At 34.7% G+C, this 19,294-nt stretch carries 19 protein-coding genes and 1 riboswitch; of the genes, 10 read left to right on the top strand and 9 right to left on the bottom strand.

Annotated features, from left to right (window positions below; all coding sequences use genetic code 11):
- Positions 1–63: 63 nt before the first annotated feature.
- Positions 64–1,512 carry a sulfatase family protein gene (locus R1X58_RS11215; protein WP_240572833.1) on the bottom strand — a complete coding sequence of 483 codons (1,449 nt, stop codon included), beginning with the start codon at positions 1,510–1,512 and terminating at the stop codon, positions 64–66.
- 88 nt (positions 1,513–1,600) lie between these two features.
- Complete coding sequence (locus R1X58_RS11210; RefSeq protein WP_240572832.1) at positions 1,601–3,238, bottom strand: ABC-F family ATP-binding cassette domain-containing protein; 1,638 nt, start codon at positions 3,236–3,238, stop codon at positions 1,601–1,603.
- 190 nt (positions 3,239–3,428) lie between these two features.
- Here R1X58_RS11210 and R1X58_RS11205 point away from each other — a divergent pair, with 190 nt between their 5' ends.
- Together R1X58_RS11205 and R1X58_RS11200 are read left to right on the top strand one after the other, a co-directional pair.
- The gene (locus R1X58_RS11205) at positions 3,429–4,016 is read left to right on the top strand and encodes a hypothetical protein (protein WP_240572831.1); all 588 of its coding nucleotides are present in this window, start codon (positions 3,429–3,431) and stop codon (positions 4,014–4,016) included.
- Between the two features lie 97 nt (positions 4,017–4,113).
- Positions 4,114–4,716: a hypothetical protein gene (locus R1X58_RS11200; RefSeq protein ID WP_240572830.1), complete on the top strand. Its 603-nt coding sequence runs from the start codon at positions 4,114–4,116 to the stop codon at positions 4,714–4,716.
- A 12-nt stretch (positions 4,717–4,728) separates the two neighbouring features.
- Here the strand turns inward: R1X58_RS11200 and R1X58_RS11195 are convergent, their stop codons facing one another.
- Together R1X58_RS11195 and R1X58_RS11190 are read right to left on the bottom strand one after the other, a co-directional pair.
- On the bottom strand, positions 4,729–5,961 hold the full coding sequence (locus R1X58_RS11195; RefSeq protein WP_240572829.1) for a glycosyltransferase: 1,233 nt from the start codon (positions 5,959–5,961) through the stop codon (positions 4,729–4,731).
- A gap of 47 nt (positions 5,962–6,008) precedes the next feature.
- Positions 6,009–6,482: a heme-binding domain-containing protein gene (locus R1X58_RS11190; protein WP_240572828.1), complete on the bottom strand. Its 474-nt coding sequence runs from the start codon at positions 6,480–6,482 to the stop codon at positions 6,009–6,011.
- 53 nt (positions 6,483–6,535) lie between these two features.
- On the opposite strand from R1X58_RS11190, the gene R1X58_RS11185 reads away from it, so the two are divergent.
- The 3 genes from R1X58_RS11185 (at position 6,536) to R1X58_RS11175 (ending at position 8,719) form a co-directional block, all read left to right on the top strand.
- Entirely contained in the window at positions 6,536–7,111 is a 576-nt protein-coding gene (locus R1X58_RS11185; RefSeq protein WP_240572827.1) for an adenylosuccinate lyase, read from the top strand.
- Between the two features lie 64 nt (positions 7,112–7,175).
- A complete protein-coding gene (purB, locus tag R1X58_RS11180; RefSeq protein ID WP_240572826.1) occupies positions 7,176–8,519 on the top strand; it encodes an adenylosuccinate lyase in 1,344 nt (447 codons plus the stop codon).
- Positions 8,520–8,524: 5 nt separating this feature from the next.
- On the top strand, positions 8,525–8,719 hold the full coding sequence (locus R1X58_RS11175) for a hypothetical protein (RefSeq protein WP_240572825.1): 195 nt from the start codon (positions 8,525–8,527) through the stop codon (positions 8,717–8,719).
- Between the two features lie 54 nt (positions 8,720–8,773).
- Here the strand turns inward: R1X58_RS11175 and R1X58_RS11170 are convergent, their stop codons facing one another.
- The 4 genes from R1X58_RS11170 to R1X58_RS11155 are packed head-to-tail and all read right to left on the bottom strand — an operon-like array spanning position 8,774 to position 10,917.
- Positions 8,774–9,316 carry a DUF4252 domain-containing protein gene (locus R1X58_RS11170; protein WP_240572824.1) on the bottom strand — a complete coding sequence of 181 codons (543 nt, stop codon included), beginning with the start codon at positions 9,314–9,316 and terminating at the stop codon, positions 8,774–8,776.
- 19 nt (positions 9,317–9,335) lie between these two features.
- Positions 9,336–9,926, bottom strand: coding sequence for a DUF4252 domain-containing protein (locus R1X58_RS11165; protein ID WP_240572823.1), 591 nt, complete (start codon positions 9,924–9,926; stop codon positions 9,336–9,338).
- 12 nt (positions 9,927–9,938) lie between these two features.
- On the bottom strand, positions 9,939–10,421 hold the full coding sequence (locus R1X58_RS11160) for a hypothetical protein (protein ID WP_240572822.1): 483 nt from the start codon (positions 10,419–10,421) through the stop codon (positions 9,939–9,941).
- Positions 10,408–10,917 (bottom strand): RNA polymerase sigma factor, encoded by a 510-nt coding sequence (locus R1X58_RS11155; RefSeq protein ID WP_240572821.1) that lies wholly within the window; start codon positions 10,915–10,917, stop codon positions 10,408–10,410. Before R1X58_RS11155 ends, R1X58_RS11160 begins: the two co-directional genes overlap by 14 nt.
- 145 nt (positions 10,918–11,062) lie before the next feature.
- Between R1X58_RS11155 and R1X58_RS11150 the strand changes: the two genes are divergently transcribed.
- The 3 genes from R1X58_RS11150 to R1X58_RS11140 are packed head-to-tail and all read left to right on the top strand — an operon-like array spanning position 11,063 to position 14,841.
- Complete coding sequence (locus R1X58_RS11150) at positions 11,063–12,586, top strand: S41 family peptidase (RefSeq protein WP_240572820.1); 1,524 nt, start codon at positions 11,063–11,065, stop codon at positions 12,584–12,586.
- Between the two features lie 55 nt (positions 12,587–12,641).
- A complete protein-coding gene (locus R1X58_RS11145) occupies positions 12,642–14,132 on the top strand; it encodes a S41 family peptidase (RefSeq protein WP_240572819.1) in 1,491 nt (496 codons plus the stop codon).
- The gene (locus R1X58_RS11140) at positions 14,125–14,841 is read left to right on the top strand and encodes a Dph6-related ATP pyrophosphatase (protein ID WP_240572818.1); all 717 of its coding nucleotides are present in this window, start codon (positions 14,125–14,127) and stop codon (positions 14,839–14,841) included. The genes R1X58_RS11145 and R1X58_RS11140 overlap by 8 nt, the downstream gene beginning before the upstream one ends.
- A 67-nt stretch (positions 14,842–14,908) precedes the next feature.
- Here R1X58_RS11140 and R1X58_RS11135 read toward each other — a convergent pair whose 3' ends face one another.
- Positions 14,909–16,780, bottom strand: a complete 1,872-nt coding sequence (locus tag R1X58_RS11135) for a TonB-dependent receptor plug domain-containing protein (protein ID WP_240572817.1) — start codon at positions 16,778–16,780, stop codon at positions 14,909–14,911.
- A 67-nt stretch (positions 16,781–16,847) separates the two neighbouring features.
- Positions 16,848–17,042, bottom strand: a riboswitch (cobalamin riboswitch).
- A gap of 69 nt (positions 17,043–17,111) precedes the next feature.
- Between R1X58_RS11135 and R1X58_RS11130 the strand changes: the two genes are divergently transcribed.
- The gene (locus tag R1X58_RS11130; RefSeq protein ID WP_255802875.1) at positions 17,112–18,257 is read left to right on the top strand and encodes an ABC transporter substrate-binding protein; all 1,146 of its coding nucleotides are present in this window, start codon (positions 17,112–17,114) and stop codon (positions 18,255–18,257) included.
- A complete protein-coding gene (locus R1X58_RS11125) occupies positions 18,258–19,289 on the top strand; it encodes a FecCD family ABC transporter permease (protein WP_240572816.1) in 1,032 nt (343 codons plus the stop codon).
- Positions 19,290–19,294: the final 5 nt, after the last annotated feature.

Genomic DNA, 19,294 nt, shown 5'->3' with positions numbered 1-19,294 from the left:
TGCCGATTTAAGTCCGGTTGATATTTAAGAAAGCAAGCTGATTTTAAGTGTTCGATTTTAAATTTATTGGTTATCCCAGAAACTACCCTCTTCCTTTAATTGCTTCTCAAACAACTCAAATTCAGTCAATAATTCTGAAACTAATTCCGGATTTTCATTGGCTACGTCTACACGTTCTCCCAAATCTTTTTCTACCTGAAATAATAATGGACTTTCTTTTGAAGCTACATAACCATAATCATCACCGGTCTGGGAGCCTATACGTGTGTGTAATTTCCAGGCATCTTTTCTAATTGCTGACGGATAATTATCATCATAAGAATAGAAAAACTCAAAGTTTTCAAATTGAGATGTAGTTGATTCATTCAATAATAAATCACTAATATCACGACCGTCAATCGTTCTGTCTTTTGGTAATTCAGCTCCTGTAATGGATAGAATAGTAGGTAAAATATCCAGAGTACTTATTGGAATTTGCTCATTTCTATCACCTTTTATTTTCGCTGGCCAACTAATAATACCAGGCACACGATGTCCGCCTTCCCAAGTCGACCCTTTCCCATCTCGAAATGGTGTTGCATATCCCACTTTTAAACGAGTGTCCCCATATTTTTCACTATCAGAGCGCGTACTCCATTTTATCCATGGTCCGTTATCAGATGAAAAAATAATAATCGTGTTATCGCGAATGCCGGCTTCTTCAAGCGCGTTACAAACATCTCCAATTGCAGCATCAAGTTCTTCCATAACATCACCTAATTCACCATTTCGAGATGTGCCTTTAAACTTGTCGCTTACAAATAATCCCAAATGTGGCATATTGTATGGAATATATGCGAAAAACGGATTCGATTTATTCTTTTTAATGAAGTTCACTGCTGCCTTAGTGCATACTCCGGTTAAAGATTCTGAAGTCAACGTATCTGATGGTAAATCTTTTGCTAAAACCTTATACCCCTTAGCCGGATTAGTTCCTTCTGAATCACTTTGCAACAACATAGCATTATTATAATCGTGAGACACATTAGTACCAATCCACTCATCAAAACCATGAGCTAAAGGCAAGGCATCTGGTGTAAAATTATTCTTTTCATTAGGCGTTCCTAAATGCCACTTTCCGAACATGCCTGTCTTATATCCCACTGACTTTAACCCTTCGGCTAAAGTCAACTCATTGGTATGAATATACTGTTTTGTTCCTGGTGCAATTACCCACCAACCTAAACCAGATCTACCAGGATATCGCCCTGTAAGCAAAGAGTATCTCGATGCCGAACAAGCCGCTGCCGTAACATAAAACTGAGTAAAACTAACACCACTTTCTTTAAGTTTGGTGATGTTCGGTGTTTTTATTGTTGGGTTTCCATTATGTGCTACATCTCCATAACCACTGTCATCCAGATAAAACAAAACCACATTGGGTTTTGATGCCTCTGATTTCTCTATTTTTGAGGTTGACGTATTACAGGAAAAAAAAGAAAATACTACTAAACAATAAAAAAGGCGTTTCATAAATGTATTCTAAAAAGGGTATGTTTTAATGCACCCTAAAGTAAAATAAATTTATGGTTTACCTAATTTATTTAGACATACGCCAGTTTTAAGCCTTTAAATCGATTTGTTTTAAACTCTCAATGCGATTACGTTTTAAGAAATCGTCAATCGTTTCGAAATGCTCAATAACACGCTGATCTTTAAATTCGAATACTTTTTGAGATAATCCTTGAAGAAAATCACGGTCGTGAGACACCAAAATCAAAGTACCATCGAAATTCTTTAAGGCTTCTTTAAGTACATCTTTCGATTTTAAATCTAAGTGGTTGGTAGGCTCATCCAGAATTAACAGGTTTACTGGTTCTAACAGTAATTTCACCATGGCCAGACGTGTTTTTTCACCTCCTGAAAGCACACCAACTTTTTTATCGATATCGTCGCCTTTAAACATAAAGCCACCTAAAATATTCTTTATCTGCGTACGGATATCGCCTTCGGCAACTTCATCAACGGTTTGAAAAATAGTTAAATTATCGTCTAATAATGATGCTTGATTCTGCGCAAAGTACCCCACTTTTACGTTATGTCCCAATCCACATTGTCCATCAACATCAATCTCTCCCATAATCGCTTTGATCATAGTCGATTTTCCTTCTCCGTTTCGCCCAACAAAAGCGACTTTCTCTCCTCTTGAAATAGACATGTTAGCATCTTTAAACACCACATGCTCATCGTAAGATTTTGATAGATCCTTAACCGTTACAGGATAATCTCCAGAACGCGGTGCCGGAGGAAAACGTAATTTTAAAGCTGAAGTATCAACCTCATCAACTTCAATAATCTCAAGTTTTTCCAACATACGCTCACGAGAATTCACCTGATTGGTTTTCGAATATGTTCCTTTAAAACGCTCAATAAACGCTTTCGTTTCAGCGATAAATTTTTGTTGTTCTTCGTAAGCTTTTAACTGGTGTATTCTTCGATCTTCACGAAGCTGCAAGTAGTGTGAATAATTCGCTTTATAATCGTAAATACGCCCCATAGTAACTTCTATAGTACGATTGGTTATATTATCGATAAATGCTTTATCATGTGAAATAACCATTACGGCTTTCGCTTTATTGATTAAGAAATCTTCCAACCAGATTACCGATTCGATATCGATGTGGTTGGTAGGCTCATCAAGAAGAATTAAGTCTGGTTTTTGCAATAAGATTTTAGCCAGCTCGATACGCATACGGTAACCACCACTAAATTCGCTGGTTAATCGCGTGAAATCTTCACGTTTAAATCCTAAACCACGTAAAGCCTTTTCAACTTCGGCATCGTAATTTACTTCTTCAAGCGCATAGAATTTCTCCCCTAAATCTGATACTTTTTCAATGATTTTCATATAATCATCAGACTCGTAATCGGTGCGGGTTTCTAATTCTTTGTTAAGGCGCGCCATTTCGTCGCGCATTTCAAAAATATGATTAAACGCTTTTGATGCTTCTTCAAAAACAGTACAATCATCTTCAGTTAATAAATGCTGTGGCAAGTAAGCAATCACAACATCTTTTGGAAAACGCACATTTCCACGGGTTGCTTTTTGTTCGCCTGCAATAATTTTCATCATAGTACTTTTTCCGGCACCATTTTTTCCCATTAAAGCAATTTTATCGTTCTCGTTAATAGTAAACGAGACATCACTAAACAAAGCGCTTCCGCCAAACTCGACTGCTAAAGCATCAACTGAAATCATATTCTGAATTTTAAAGGTGCAAAGCTAAAAAAAAGCCATTTAATAATCTACGATAAACTACACGTACAAAAGTTAATTTCCATCAACAGGTGATTACCTTAAAATCTATTCTTAACATTTTAATAAACCTTAGGTTACTTTAAAAAAAAGCTAGCGTAATACTTTGCGTCATTAAAAAACCCTCCAACCAATGATTAAGAAAACCGCTTACCTTTTCTTTACTATATTTATTTTAAGTTGCTCAAACGAAGTGACTAACACCTCTATCGAAAATTCTATTAATACTTTTAAAATGAGTCTAGATTACTGGAATAATTTAAAGCAACTTAACCATGCGTCGTACGCTTATTCAGTGAATTCAAAAACCGAATTAGGCTACAACTGCACCACCACTATTACCGTTGAAAACGGAATAATCATATCCAGAGCTTTTGAAATCTACTCTCAATATGATGACGAAGCTAATTTTCTGGACTATGAAAACCGAATTATTTTAGGGTCGTTTGTTGAAGATAAGAACTCCATAGGCACACACAATTGTGAATCTAACGACGATGACAATAACAGTGTTTCTTTTTGTAATGCGGCCCCAGCCTTAACAATTGATGAACTTTATAATACCTGTTTAAAAAAGTATTTATCTGTTAATCCGTCATCAAACGAGATTAATTTTAGTGTCGATGATAAAAATATTCTTAAAGATTGTTATTACACTTCCAACTTTTGTGAAGACGATTGTTATTTCGGAATTAAATTAACACATTTTGAATGGCTTTAAAATTTACTTCATTTAAATAAAACCAATGGATTAATTACTTGAATAAGCGCATCCTTTTTCTTAATTTTATAGCAACTAAACAAATAAGATTGGATTTATGAAAAAGAAATTTGTTGCCCTTGTTCTTCTAATTTTAACAAGTTCACTCTACTATAATTGCGATGGCAACCATGCCTCACAAGCTAAAAGCCTTTATAACTTTAAAATTAGCTTAGACTCCTGGAAAAACTTAAAGGAATCTAACAATGATTCTTATAGCTACACAGTGAGTTCGCGTTCGGTATTCGGGTCTGGAACTAACACAACCATTACCGTTTTAGATGGCAAAGTAACATCAAGAGTTTATGAATCTTATACTCTTTACAATGAAAACACAGGGCATTATTTAGGTTTTGATAACCGAATTATTCTTGAGGCATTTTCAGAAGAAAAAACGACTTTAGGAACCCATACTTCAGGAGCTCCGGCATTAACAATTGACGAACTTTACAACACATGTTTAAACGACTATTTATCTGTAGATGCCCAAGACAACCATATTACGTTTAATTACGACTCGAATAACATTATTGAAAACTGTTACTATGTTCCCGACGGTTGTATGGACGATTGCGCTGTAGGTGTTTCGCTTTCTAATTTTGAATGGCTAAACGACGACCCAATAATTATAGCGAACCAAGAAGGAGAAACATTTAATTAAATCATTGAAGACTTATTTATTCTTTTCTTCAATCCATTTACTCATAAACTTAGTGCTTTGCATTGAATGGTGCTGAAGCATTTGTCCCATGAAGTTGTTTAAACGGTGTTGCTCTAAATTTTCAACCGCTTCATTTAAAACTTTTGAAAATGTCTCTTGATGGAATTCAGCATTAAAACGGGTGTTAATAATTTCAAAACCATTTTGCTGCTTGGTTTTCCAAAGCTCTTTATTTTGATACAATTCAACAGCTTTTTCTGTAAATTGTTCCGGGTTATCTTCTATAAATCCGTTAGGCTCCAAATCGCCAAACATACCTTCTGCTGCAATACTTGACATGATGCAAGGGGTACCGTTTTGCATAGCATCAACCAATTTACCTTTTAAACCTGCTCCAAACCTAAGCGGTGCAAAACACACTTTAGCTTTTTGCATAACCAGATTAACATCTTCGGTAAAGCCATTAATTAAAAATCCGTCTTTTGTATTGTTCAACTGATTCACTTTTTGCGAAGCATATGCACCGTAAACGTGCATTTCTGCCTGTGGCAACTGCTTTTTAATTAATGGCCAAATGGTTTCTTTTAAAAACTGAACTGCATTATAATTGGGCTCGTGCAAAAAATTACCGATCGTTATAAAATCCTGGCGCTCTTCAAATTTTGAAAGTTTCTGAATTTGTTCTACTGAAATATTATCAAGTAGAAAAGGTAAATAAACCAATATGTGTTCAGGTACTTTGAATTCGGAGGTTAAAATCTCTATTTCAGCTTCCGATATCATCAAACTTAAATCGCAACGATAAATACTTGCTATTTCGCGTTTCGCAATATCATTGAACAGATAAGCTTTTGAAAATGGCTGTTTATCTTTAAATGCCTGATGTCTACCCTTTCGTAGGCTATGTAAATCTTCGGTATCTAAAATCCGTAAAGCATCGGGACATTCCTGAGCCACGCGCCACCCAAATTGTTCTTCAGTCATAAACCGATCGAACATGACAACCTCAGGGTTTAAGTCCTTTACAAAACCATTAAAACTGGAATCATTCAACTCAATAAACTCCTGTTTAATTCCCAAATCTTCGAGATTTACAGCATTATTGGTTTTGGCACAAGAACTCGCAAAGGTAATCTCATAATTTTCAGATTGAAAAAAATGAATCAATTGCATCATTCTGCTTCCGGCAGCAGAACTCTTGGGTTCCGGCCAGACAAAACCAATAATTAAAAGGTGCTTACGCATGAAAAGCAATTTAAATTTTCAGCAAAAATAAGTGATTAAGCTGAAAACTATTCCGGCTGTGGCATCATACTGTACTTAACACGTACTAATTTCGCCCAGTCTACAACAGCTTTAATCTGATCTTCAGATAGGTTAGCTTCACCATGAGTAATGGTGTAAGATTTTAAAGGCATACTTTTATCTTCTACCATTTCAATAAGTTCTTCAAACTTGTGGTCTTTACGCTTTACTGAATTCCCTACCCAATTTGACACATTAAAGTGTTTTTTTCCGTCCTCAATATGCTCCGCTAGCCAATAATTTACAGGCGTAATATTATTGTACCAAGGGTATCGGGTAACATCACTATGGCAGTCGTAACAGGTTTCTTCTAAAATAGCTTTTACATCTGCTGGCGGATTAGTTTCAGCTAAAAACGGTTCTACAGAAGCCATATCCCCTTCATTTTTTTCAGGTCCGAAAAATTGAGCGATAACAATTAAAACAAGAAGTGCCAGTAATATTTTTTTTAGTAATTTCATCTATATATTATTTTACCATAAGTTTTAAAAGGTCTAAAATAGGAAATAATAGAATGACTTCAGATGAATTTTATAAAGAATTATCTTATATAACAGCTGCTCGTGATGACCGCTTTCAATTTGCTCAGTTCGTTTTAAATGATATGTCTTTATTTCCCGAATTAATAAAAATTTCATTCATGGTTGACGACGAAACATCTTTTAAAGCTGCCTGGGTTTTAGAATTCGTTTGTCTGGAATATATTTATGCCATGATACCTCATTTAGATTTTTTTACCAACAACCTAAGTAAAGTCCATTTTGATTCTTCCGTACGCCCCATGGCTAAAATCTGTTCGCTTATTGCCGAGCGTTACACCTCGAAGCAACCCAACCCCATTAAAAATTCATTAGAGTCTAAGCATAAAGAAAAAATGATTGAGGCTTGTTTTGATTGGATGATTAGCGAAAATAAAGTAGCGGCCAAAGTGCATGCCATGGAAACTCTGTTTTTATTGGGGAAAGAAACACATTGGGTTCACCCGCAACTGTTAGACATTTTACACCAAGATTTCCATCATCAAAGTGCTGCATATAAGTCACGGGCAAAGCATATTTTAAATAAAATGAAGAAGCTTAAAAACTTATAAGATTGGTTTTCGCTCTTACGCGTAAAAAAGCTATCTTTGCAACTTGAAAAAAATCAAACATCACATGTCATTATCACCACTTAACGCCATCTCTCCTATTGACGGGAGATACAGAAGTAAAGCAGAAGATTTAGCCCCTTATTTCTCTGAAGAAGCTTTAATAAAATACCGTGTTTTAGTAGAAATAGAATACTTTATCGCACTTTGTGAAATTCCTTTACCACAACTTCAAGATGTAGACGCTTCCATTTTTGGAGATTTAAGAGCCATCTACAAAGATTTTTCAAGTGCTGATGCTTTAGCGATAAAAGACATTGAAAAAGTAACAAATCATGATGTTAAGGCTGTTGAATATTTCATTAAAGAAAAATTCGATGCTTTAAACTTATCTCAATACAAAGAGTTTATCCACTTCGGATTAACTTCTCAAGATATTAATAACACCGCTATTCCATTAAGTATTAAAGAAGCCGTAGCCAACGTTTACACTCCGGAATATACTTTGGTTTTAGACAAATTGAAAGCTTTAGCAAGTGACTGGTCAGGCATTTCAATGTTAGCAAGAACGCACGGTCAGCCAGCTTCTCCAACACGTCTTGGAAAAGAAATCGAAGTTTTTGTTGTACGACTAGAAGAACAGTTTAAATTATTAAACGCAGTTCCTAACGCTGCTAAATTTGGTGGAGCAACAGGAAATTACAATGCACATAACGTAGCCTACCCAAACATCGACTGGAAAGCTTTCGGAACTAAATTTGTCGAAGACACCTTAGGATTAAACCACTCGTTCCCAACAACTCAAATTGAGCATTACGACCATATGGCGGCTTTATTTGATACCTTAAAACGCATCAACAATATTATTATCGATTTAGACAGAGACATCTGGACGTATGTTTCTATGGATTACTTTAAACAAAAAATTAAAGCTGGTGAAGTTGGAAGTAGCGCCATGCCACACAAAGTAAACCCTATCGATTTTGAAAACTCTGAAGGAAACTTAGGAATTGCAAACGCAGTTTTTGAACACTTAGCGGCTAAATTACCTATCTCAAGATTACAACGTGATTTAACAGATAGTACCGTATTAAGAAATGTGGGTGTACCTTTCGGACATACCTTAATCGGATTCAAATCAACTTTAAAAGGTTTAGGTAAATTATTACTTAACGAAGCTAAATTTGCTGAAGATTTAGAGAATAACTGGGCTGTAGTTGCTGAAGCTATTCAAACGATTTTACGTCGTGAAGCTTACCCTAACCCATATGAAGCTTTAAAAGGTTTAACACGTACTAACGAGAAAATAAACCAAAACTCTATTTCAAATTTTATTGATACTTTAGAGGTTTCTGATGCAATAAAAGAAGAATTAAAACGTATTACTCCTGCTAACTATACAGGAATTTAATTTATATGCTAAACGACAAACAATCACTGCTACTCTGTGGTGTTTTAATAGGAATTTATTTTGTATCCGGCGTGCTGGATATTTTAGATAACTATGCCATTAAAACCTTATTAGCCATTATTTTTTTAGTGATTGTTGCCAATTTAGTTTATGTCAATTCGAAAATACACCGTAATAACGAATCTGACGATAATGAATAAAAAAGGGTTGCCGTTTGGCAACCCTTTTTCTTTTAACATTTAACTCAATATAATTTATTTAAAAAAGTTCATCACACTTTTCACTTGCTCTTCATCTATATCGGCTCCCTTCATCAATCCTGCAAGTGTCATCATTTTTTGAGGATTCATATCGTTTCCTAAAACACGGGCAATTCCGAAGCCAAATTCTTTAGAACTTCCAAAAATCACAACCTCATCGGCTTCATCGTCATCACCAATATATTTCATTACAAATTTATTTCCGCGATCGCTAAACTCTATTAAATCCAGGTATTTGTCGTCGCTTAAAATTGCTTTTACTTTTTCAACTTCATCTTTATAAGCATCCACATTAGTACTATCAGACTTGTAGCCTAAAAAATTTAATCGGCTTACCGAATTATAGGCTTCCTTTTGGTCTTCGGAAAAATTAGAAGTATCTATATTCAGCATAGAAATTGGAATATCCTGAGATATAAAACTTGCCGATTCCTGATGATCTACAAAGTAACTTTGTAAACTTGGCGTATTGCCGCAACTAACCAAAGTTAATGCGACAATACAACCTATGATGATATAATGAACTGTTCGTTTCATGATTGATTGATTTTAGTTTTTATTTCTTTTTCTCTAAATGCTCACCTCCGGAAATATTCATTTTTTCGGTCAGTTTTGAGATTTCATTAAGGTCGATATCTCCAGTTAAAGAAACCACTACAGTTTCAAAACGTCGTTTTTTACCGTTTATTTCTATATCACTGTCAATAACCTTATCCATACCGTTTACAAAGATTAACAGCTCTTTAACGTGATCGGCATCTTTTCCTTCTTTTACATAGAATTTCACTTCAGATCCATCATCTTTTACTTCCATTAATTCTTCAAGAGCGCTGGAGCGCGACTTTACCCATTTTGTAATATCAGACGAAATCGTAGCATTATCGGTAGTAATCGTTTTAAAACTGGTAATACTTTTTACCATATCCATATATGCTTTAGCTTCCGGATCATCTACGTTGATACCCATTTTGGCTATCATTTGAAACATTTTAGGTTGAATAGATACGTAAGTTACATCGGAACTCTCATTGTATTTCTCAAAAATATCCTTCTGTGCCATTGCTGCCATTGGCAATAACATTAAAGCTAATACAAATACTAATAATTTGCTTTTCATAGACTGTTTATTAAATTTTATTGTTTTCATTTTGTTCGTTTTTTAATGATTGGTTTTAAAAATAATTCGGGTTGAGTTTTCCAACTCGTTTAAATAATTCAGCGTTTCATAACCTTTTTCGTATTCATTTAAATAGCCCATGGTTGAAACCCCTTTGTTAAAATGCCCAGAAATCATAGCTAAAGATTTAGCCACTTCGTTATAGGCTTCTTGCGGGTCTTGATATGTTCCTAAATCGTCATTTGATTTTGATGTCGATTTAAAATAAAACCCTACCATTAGAACAGCTACGGCAGCTACAGAAATCCATTTATAGTTATATACTTTCTTAGTTTTTAATGGAACGTGTTTCGTAAATTGTTCTTGCTGGCTTACTTTAAAGTAATTAAACATAGACTTATACATCTCTAAATGTGGCGGTACTGTTTCTTGCGCAAAATAATTTTTCAACAGTTGCTCTTCTTTTAGCGATGTTTCGCCGTTCTCGTACTTTTCAAGTAACTTTTCTATACTATTTAATACCATAATTATGTGTATTAGTCAATTTCTCTCTTATTGTTTTTCTTGCTCTGGACAAGGCTACCCGTACCGCTGTATTATTCATTTCCAGCATTTCGGCAATCTCGTCTAAATCGTATTCCTCTATATCTCGCAGCTGAACAATTAGTTTTTGTTGTTCGGGTAATTCTTCAATTATTTTAGACACCCAGTTAACACTATCGCTTACTTCAACCTGCTTTTGCAAAGATGTATTTCCGTCTTCGTAATTACTATGAACAATTTTTAGATTTTGTGCCTGTTTCGACTTTAATTTATCGAAGCAAAAATTCTTGGTCATCGTCATTGAAAAGGCTTCTACATTCTTATACCCTTCTATTTGTTTCTTATTATTCCATAACTTCAACAAAACCTCTTGTGTGGCATCTTCAGCTTCCTCTGTAGATATCAGTAATCGTTTAGCTAAACGAAATACCTTATCTTTAAATGGCATCACAATATTTAAAAACTCTGTTTGAGTCATTTTAATTTTTGGTTTTGGTTGGTTAAAATAGCTTTATTTAGGCTATTTGATATTACGACGAACGACTTTATATTTTGTTACAAAAAATTTTAATTTACCTGATAATGTCGTTACATTTACAACATTTCACCTTTATTATATTGTTATGAAGATAGTAAAATTGCCCGTTAACCTACTTTTCGCCCTTATTTTTGGACTTTCATTTTTATTTAGCTGTACAGAAAATGAAGAAACCATCATTCAGGAAACTGAAGAAACCGACGACACACCTGTTTCCTTAAATAATGAAGTAAACGAATTTGTTTGGGCAGGACTAAACGAAGTGTATTTATGGCAGCAGGATGTACCTGATTTAGCTGATGACAAATTCACAACTTACGATGAATATTATACATTTTTAAATGGATATAACACACCTGAAAGTTTATTTGATGATATGCTATATCAAATTGACGTGGTGGACAGATTCAGTTATATTGTTGATGATTATGTTGCTTTAGAAAATTCTTTTCAGGGAACATCCAACTCAAACGGATTAGATTTTCAACTGGTGCGATTATCAGGATCTGATGATGTTTTTGGATATATTCGTTATGTGGCCAACAACTCTGATGCTGCTTCAAAAGACATAAACCGTGGCGAATTCTTTTTAACTGTAGATGGTGTTCAAATTACAGTGAACAATTATATAGACTTACTGTTTGGTTCTAATAACACCTACACTTTAGGTATGGCCGATATTACTAATAATACCATCGCCTCTAATGGTAAAACAGTTGAATTAACCAAAACCGAATTTACCGAAAATCCAATCTTAATCAACAAGGTAATTGAAAGCAGCGGTATTAAAATAGGGTATTTAATGTACAATGGTTTTGTTGCCAATTTTGATAATGATTTAAACAATGCTATAGCCGATTTAAAATCTCAAAATATTAACGAATTAGTTTTAGATCTAAGGTACAACCCGGGAGGTTCTGTTAGATCTGCCATTAATTTATCAAGTATGATTACAGGTCAATTTAACGGCGGTATTTTTTCTACCGAAAAATGGAACGATAAATATCAGGCCTATTTTGAATCGAATAATCCGGAATACCTTATCAATCGTTTTACCGATAAATTAGCCGATGATACCGCGATTAATGCCTTAAACCTGAATAAAGTATATATTTTAACCACCGATGGATCAGCTTCTGCCAGCGAATTGGTAATTAATTGCCTTCGTCCTTATATAGATGTTGTACAAATAGGTACCGCTACAACAGGAAAATATACTGCATCGGTAACCTTGTATGATTCTCCAAATTATGGTCGTGATAATGCGAACCCAAATCACACCTACGCTATGCAACCTTTGGTACTAAAATCGGCAAACAAAAATGGTGTCTCAGATTATTATCAGGGGCTAACACCAGATTACTTAATTACTTATCAAACAAGTTCAGGGGCTACTGCAGAGGGAGAAGATTTATTAAATATGGGAACATTAGGTGATGAAAACGAAGTGTTTTTAGCTAAAGCCATTTCTTTAATAACAGGATCTTCCAGTAAATTAATGGATCAAAAATCTACACCTAGTATAGATATCAAACGCATTGCAGATGCAAAAGACTTTACGCCTCTTGGAAAAGGCATGTATAAGAATTTAGAGTTCCCTGTCAAATAAATAACGTATATTTTCAGTTATTAGGAACAATAACAAAAATTAGTAACCCAAAAATATGATCCGAAATATAAAAACCCTGACGCTTTTGTGTTTGGTTTCCTTTTTAAATTTTAGCTGTTTTGAAGACAACGACGACAATCAAATTGCTGCAAGTGCAATAAGTGATTTTGTTTGGCGTGGAATGAATGTTTTTTATTTATACAAAGACAACATACCTGATTTAGCAAACGACCGTTTTTCATCAAATGCTGAATACGCTGCTTATTTAAATAGTTTTTCAAGTCCCGAAAGTTTATTTGAAAACTTAATTTACGAACGTGAAACTGTCGACAAATACAGTTGGATTGTAGACGATTATATTGCATTAGAGCAACTTTTTAGTGGCGTTTCAACCAGTAATGGTATGGAATTCATATTATTTTTACAGCCAAACAGTTCCACTAACCTAGTTGGTATTGTCCGTTTGGTTTTAAACGATAGCGACGCTGAAACAAAAGGAGTAAAACGTGGTGATATGTTTAATGCCATAAATGGCATTCCGCTTACAACAGCAAATTATTCAAGTTTATTATCTGCTTCTAATTATACCATAAATTTGGCAACCTACAACGACAATGGCACTTCTGAAAACACAGATGACACTATTGATTCAAATGGAGAATCCATCAGTTTAAGTAAATTAGAATACACCGAAAACCCAATTTACTATACCAATATTTATGAAGTAAACGGACAAAATGTTGGTTACCTGATGTACAACGGTTTCACAGCAAATTACGACACTCAGTTAAACAATGTATTTGCCAATTTTAAAGCAAACAATATTCAGCATCTTATTTTAGATTTAAGATATAACCCTGGCGGCTCTGTAAACTCAGCTATTTTGTTAAGCAGTATGATTACAGGACAATTTAATGGCGAAATTTTTAGCACAGAAGAATGGAATAGTGATTTTCAAACTGCTTTAGAAAATGAAGATCCTGAATTACTAATTAACCGATTTAAAAATAATGATGATGGTACAGCCTTAAATAGCCTAAATCTGGATAAGGTATACATTATTGCTACCGATGCTTCTGCTTCAGCCAGCGAACTGGTTATAAACAGTTTAGACCCTTACATTAATGTTATCCATATTGGTGATTATACGACAGGAAAATATCAGGCGTCTACCACACTTTATGACTCAGAAAACTTTACACGCGAAGGGGCTAATCCAAATCATACTTATGCCATGCAACCTTTAATTTTTAAATCGTTAAATGTTGTTGGGAACACCGATTATGATAACGGACTTACTCCTGATATTCCAATGGAAGAAAGCTTTCTGAATTTAGGCATGATAGGTGATGTAAATGAAACCTTATTAGCCACCGCCTTAGCTGATATTTCAGGAGCTACCAGCAAAATTTCACAACTAAAAAGCTCCCCTAAACCTGCTTTTAAACTTTTTAAAGACAGTAATAGCTTTGAACGCTTTGGAAACGAAATGTATGTAGAGAAACCATTACCTGATAATATTTTAAATAATACCATTTTTGAATAAACACAAAACCTACTTTAACTGGAGTTCGGGTAAAGATTCTGCCCTGGCACTTTACCATTTATTACAAGACGAACAATATACGGTCGATGAATTAATCACAACCATTAATACGCATTACAACAGAGTGTCGATGCATGGTCTACGAAAAGAACTTTTAGAAGCTCAAACCCAATCTATAGGCATTAAATCGAGTTTTATTGAACTTCCCGAAATGCCCGATATGGTAACTTATGAGATGAAAATGCTCGAAACCGTTGTCCGCCTAAAAACTGAAGGCTTTACGCATACAGCCTTTGGAGATATATTTCTGGAAGATTTAAAAGCCTATCGTGAAGCGCAACTGGCAAAACAAAATATATCGGCGGTTTTTCCCATCTGGAAACGTGACACCAAAGAATTAATGCATGAATTTTTAGATTTAGGTTTCAAAACAATAATTGTTTGTGCCAATTCTAAATTCTTTAATGAAGATTTCGTTGGCACCGTTATCGATAAAAATTTTATTGACAACCTTCCTGAAGGTGTTGACCCTTGCGGTGAAAACGGCGAATTCCACACCTTTTGTTTCGACGGACCTATTTTTAAAAACCCTATTGAATTTAAAATTGGAGAAAAAGTATACCGAGAATACGATAACCCGAACACCGATAATTCAGTTTGCGAAAGCGACAAATACGGCGTTTGGTACTGCGATTTAATTCCGAATTAATATGTACACAAAATAAAAAAGGGCGTTCCATTTAGGACGCCCTTTTTATTTCAAAATTTAATTATATCTATAAACTGATATTCAAACCTACATTAACATTTCTACCCTTTGTGGTATAACCTATAACTTCAACATAATCTTCATTTAATACGTTAGTTATTCCTGCAAAAAGTTTCAATCTGTTTTCTAATAATTTATGGCTGAAATATAAATCAACTAAAGAAAACGAATCTAAGTCTACATTCTGATAAATGGAAAAATCGGTATCCATTCTACTTCCTACAAACTGATAATTTAGAGACGCATAAGTATTCACACTAAAATTATACCCCAAACCAGCATTAGCTTTATGTTTAGGTAAACGTAAACGTGTTCCATCAATTAATTCGGTAAAGGTATAATTTGCTGTAAACACAACAGCATTACAAGGTTTCACCTCTGCTTCTACCTCAACCCCCTGTACTTTAGCATCGGTCGTTGCATTTTCATAACCTGTAGTGTAAATAATTGTGTTCTCTTCATCTCTATGGAAATATAAAGCATTCAATCGAATCCCTTTTTCAGTATTGAACTCTAACCCTCCTTCAATAGTTAAATTCTCCTCTGGTTCTAAATCAGGATTTGCACCATAATAACCAAATAACTGCGATAAATTAGGAGCTATAAATGAGGTCGCATACGATCCGAAAGCTTTTACATATCCTTCAGTTAAAGGCAAACTATACGAAGGATTTACATTATAAACCAAATGCGAACCATATTCACTATGGTTGTTTAAACGAGCTCCAGCATTAATATTCAATCCGAATGGGGATACATAAACAGCATTTAAATAGGGATCGGTGTTGGTATAGCTTTCTTCGTCTGCAAATAAACTTTTATATTCTGTAAAATTTAAACCAGTAATTGTATAAAACGTCTCGTTAAAAACATACTTATTGAAAGCATCAACTACAAAACTCTCTGCTTCATTGGTGGTAGAATAATCTGAAATACTTTCTCTGTCTATTTTAGAGTAAGCGGCATTCACTTGTACACTTCCGTTGACATACGTAAATTTAGGTGAAATCCCTACTCGTGTTTGTTCGCTGTGGTATTCATCGTCGGTATCTGCTAAAGTGTAAGAAGGCGCAGGAAAACCATCAATATCTGTCATTAATTTATCATAACTTGCAAATGCCGAAATATTAAAAGCATCATTAAACTCATACCCTAATTTAAGGTTAGTATTAAACCTGTTAAAAGTGTCTTCCTCTGGATTGTCTGATTTTGCCGCCGATAAACCATCTACAAAACGATTTCCAAAACTTGCCAAATAATTAAAGTTGTTAGCCGTTCCATTCACCGACACATTATTGGTAAAACTCGACGGGTTATAATCTGAATCATCCTGAGATTGATTCGTTCCTATTACCGACATAAAATTTCCAGAAACCGTATTGCTTGAAGCCTTTTTTGTGGTGATGTTAATCACAGCTGTTGCAGCAGCATTACCGTACAAGGTACTGGCTGCTCCCTTTATAATCTCTATAGATTCAACGGTGTTTAAATCGAAAAGACGTAAATCGAACTCATTAGACACCAACGACGGGTCGTTTACCGCAATACCATCTACCAAAATTAAAACCTGTCTGGTACTACCTCCGCGCACATAGTACCCTAAATTTTGTCCTTCAACACTTCGGCTTCCGTTAATTTCAATACCACTTTTCGTATTGATTAATTCTGCAATGTTTTTTCCTTGATTGTTTTCTATTTCCTGTCTTGAAATTTTAATTACCGTTTTACCTGAATGCTCACGCTTTAATTCGAAACGCGAATCAGAAATCACAACTTCATCTAATTGCTCAATTGTTGCTACTTCCTGATGTTGTTGGGCAAAACCAACCATAGATATACCAAAACACAGTACACCAAAAACACTTGTTTTTTTGTTCATTTTAATGAATAATTACTCGAGAACCGCATGGATTTACATACGTAAACTTTTATCCCGAAAGTTTAACTTATTTGTTTTGAAAATGGCAGGTCTCCTGACTTGCGTCTTCATGCTGGTCTTCCCAAAGATTACTCTTCAGTGACATTGAAGTTTTGCATGAAGCTTTGTAGCTTACAGTTGCGGGAACAGTTCTGGAATTACACCAGATTCCCTTTTAATTCGTTGGCGTGAAGCCAACAAAACCAAATTTCGCAGCAAAAGTAAACCTTTTAGTCTAATGTTTTATTCAAAAGATTAATTAATCTTACTTTTGACACAAATTTTATTCATCTTGAAAAAAACGATTTTAATAGTCCTATTTTTTATTACGCTTATAGCCTGTAAAAAGAATACAAAACCAGTAGAAATTTCAAACCAAACCGTTACTGAAATTCCATTAAACTATGCCAAAGGTTTTTCTATAAGCGCAACAAATCAATATAAAATTCTAACCATATCTAACCCATGGCCAAATGCTGATAAAGTTTATAAATATGCTTTGGTTGAAGATAGCATACTTCCTAAAATAGCTTTAAACCGTAATGAATTTGATGGCATCGTCACACTTCCAATAAATAAAATAGTGGTGACCAGTACCACACATTTACCGGGATTAGAACTTTTAAATGCAGAAAATACTTTGGTAGGATTTCCCGGAACCGATTTCATTTCATCCGAAAAAATAAGGGCTCTGGTAGATTCCGGAAACATCAGAGAACTTGGAAAAAATGAAGGTATAAATACCGAAGTTTTATTAGCAACCCAACCCGAGGTTGTTGTTGGTTTTGGTATTGACGGAAAAAACAAATCTTTGGAAACCATAAAAAAATCTGGAATTCCGGTAATCTTTAATGGCGATTGGGTAGAAAGTTCTCCTTTAGCAAAGGCCGAATGGATAAAATTTTTCGGAGTATTATTTAATAAAGAACAACAGGCAGATTCCATCTTTAATCGTATAAAAACCGACTATTTGGAGGCAATAAAACTGGCTAAAAATACACAAACAAGACCTACCATTTTAAGTGGTGCTATGCACAAAGACATTTGGTATTTACCTAATGGAACAAGTACCGAAGCCCAGCTTTTAGAAGATGCACATATTAATTACCTTTGGAGTGATTCTAAAGGTATAGGAAGTTTATCTCTTAATTTCGAAACTGTATTTGCAAAAGCCAAAGATGCCGATATCTGGTTAAGTCCATCAAATTACACCAGTCTGGAAAGTCTTAAAAATGGAAACCCACATCATGCGACCTTTAAAGCTTTTGAAACTAAAAATATTTACTCATTCACAAATACCACTGGAGCCACCGGCGGCGTTTTGTATTTTGAGTTAGGCATGACCAGACCAGATCTTGTTTTAAAAGACCTGATTAAAATTTGTCATCCGGAACTCTTAAAAAATTATGATCTTTACTTTTTTAAACGCTTAGAATAATTGACATCCTTAAAAACATATAAGATTTCATTTTTGGTACTTACCGTTTTGTTGGTAATGTGCTTTTTTACCAATATAAGTTTAGGTTCGGTTTACATTCCGTTAAAAGATGTTTTTAATAGTCTAACAGGTAGTAATACCTCGCAGGAATCATGGAATTACATTATTATTAACTACCGCTTACCTAAAGCTGTGACTGCTATTTTAGTTGGTTCAGGGTTAGGCATTTCCGGATTACTCATGCAAACCTTATTCAGAAATCCCTTAGCAGGCCCGTTTGTTTTAGGAATCAGCTCGGGAGCCAGTTTGGGGGTTGCAACCATTATTTTAGGATCGGGTTTATTTGGAAGTGTATTCGCTGCCTTTTTAATGTCGAAATGGAGTGTTGTTATTGCTGCCAGTTTAGGAAGTTTTCTTGTTCTTTTTGCAGTCTTAATCACCTCTTTAAAAGTTCGGGATACCATGGCCATTTTAATTATCGGACTTATGTTTGCCAGCATTACAGCTTCAGTAGTGAGTGTCCTCTCATATTTTGGTTCTGCCGAACAGTTACAGCAATATATTTTCTGGGGATTTGGAAGTTTAGGTAATTTATCGTGGCATGAGCTCTTAATATTTTCAATAATTTACAGCTTCGGATTGATAATTAGTATCGGCTCTATAAAATCGTTAAACACTTTGTTATTAGGTGAAAATTACGCCAAAAGTTTAGGTTTAAATATTAAAAGAAGTCGATTAGCCATCATCATTGCTACAAGTTTACTTGCCGGAACTATCACTGCTTTTGCCGGCCCTATAGCGTTTATAGGTTTAGCTATTCCGCATTTAACACGACAGATTTTCAACACCTCAAATCATAAAATTTTATTACCTGCCGTGTTTTTGTTTGGTTCGATAATTATGCTTGTTTGCGATAGTATTTCTCAGGTTCCAAATAGTGACTTAACCCTTCCAATCAATGCCATTACGGCTTTAATTGGTGCTCCGGTAATTATCTGGTTATTGGTAAGAAAACGTAAAATGATATTTTAAATAGA

The organism is Aestuariibaculum lutulentum, assembly GCF_032926325.1.
GTDB lineage: Bacteria > Bacteroidota > Bacteroidia > Flavobacteriales > Flavobacteriaceae > Aestuariibaculum > Aestuariibaculum lutulentum.
The sequence above is the reverse complement of the archived record's forward strand: the minus strand, read 5'-3'. Positions and strand labels throughout refer to the sequence as shown.

Coding starts and splice junctions, on each gene's coding strand:
- R1X58_RS11190 (WP_240572828.1), bottom strand. CDS start 6,482: ATGAAATTACTAAAAAAAATATTACTGGCACTTCTTGTTTTAATTGTT.
- purB (WP_240572826.1), top strand. CDS start 7,176: ATGTCATTATCACCACTTAACGCCATCTCTCCTATTGACGGGAGATAC.
- R1X58_RS11165 (WP_240572823.1), bottom strand. CDS start 9,926: ATGAAAACAATAAAATTTAATAAACAGTCTATGAAAAGCAAATTATTA.
- R1X58_RS11145 (WP_240572819.1), top strand. CDS start 12,642: ATGATCCGAAATATAAAAACCCTGACGCTTTTGTGTTTGGTTTCCTTT.
- R1X58_RS11185 (WP_240572827.1), top strand. CDS start 6,536: ATGACTTCAGATGAATTTTATAAAGAATTATCTTATATAACAGCTGCT.
- R1X58_RS11200 (WP_240572830.1), top strand. CDS start 4,114: ATGAAAAAGAAATTTGTTGCCCTTGTTCTTCTAATTTTAACAAGTTCA.
- R1X58_RS11215 (WP_240572833.1), bottom strand. CDS start 1,512: ATGAAACGCCTTTTTTATTGTTTAGTAGTATTTTCTTTTTTTTCCTGT.
- R1X58_RS11135 (WP_240572817.1), bottom strand. CDS start 16,780: ATGAACAAAAAAACAAGTGTTTTTGGTGTACTGTGTTTTGGTATATCT.
- R1X58_RS11150 (WP_240572820.1), top strand. CDS start 11,063: ATGAAGATAGTAAAATTGCCCGTTAACCTACTTTTCGCCCTTATTTTT.
- R1X58_RS11195 (WP_240572829.1), bottom strand. CDS start 5,961: ATGCGTAAGCACCTTTTAATTATTGGTTTTGTCTGGCCGGAACCCAAG.
- R1X58_RS11205 (WP_240572831.1), top strand. CDS start 3,429: ATGATTAAGAAAACCGCTTACCTTTTCTTTACTATATTTATTTTAAGT.
- R1X58_RS11210 (WP_240572832.1), bottom strand. CDS start 3,238: ATGATTTCAGTTGATGCTTTAGCAGTCGAGTTTGGCGGAAGCGCTTTG.
- R1X58_RS11160 (WP_240572822.1), bottom strand. CDS start 10,421: ATGGTATTAAATAGTATAGAAAAGTTACTTGAAAAGTACGAGAACGGC.
- R1X58_RS11155 (WP_240572821.1), bottom strand. CDS start 10,917: ATGACTCAAACAGAGTTTTTAAATATTGTGATGCCATTTAAAGATAAG.
- R1X58_RS11175 (WP_240572825.1), top strand. CDS start 8,525: ATGCTAAACGACAAACAATCACTGCTACTCTGTGGTGTTTTAATAGGA.
- R1X58_RS11170 (WP_240572824.1), bottom strand. CDS start 9,316: ATGAAACGAACAGTTCATTATATCATCATAGGTTGTATTGTCGCATTA.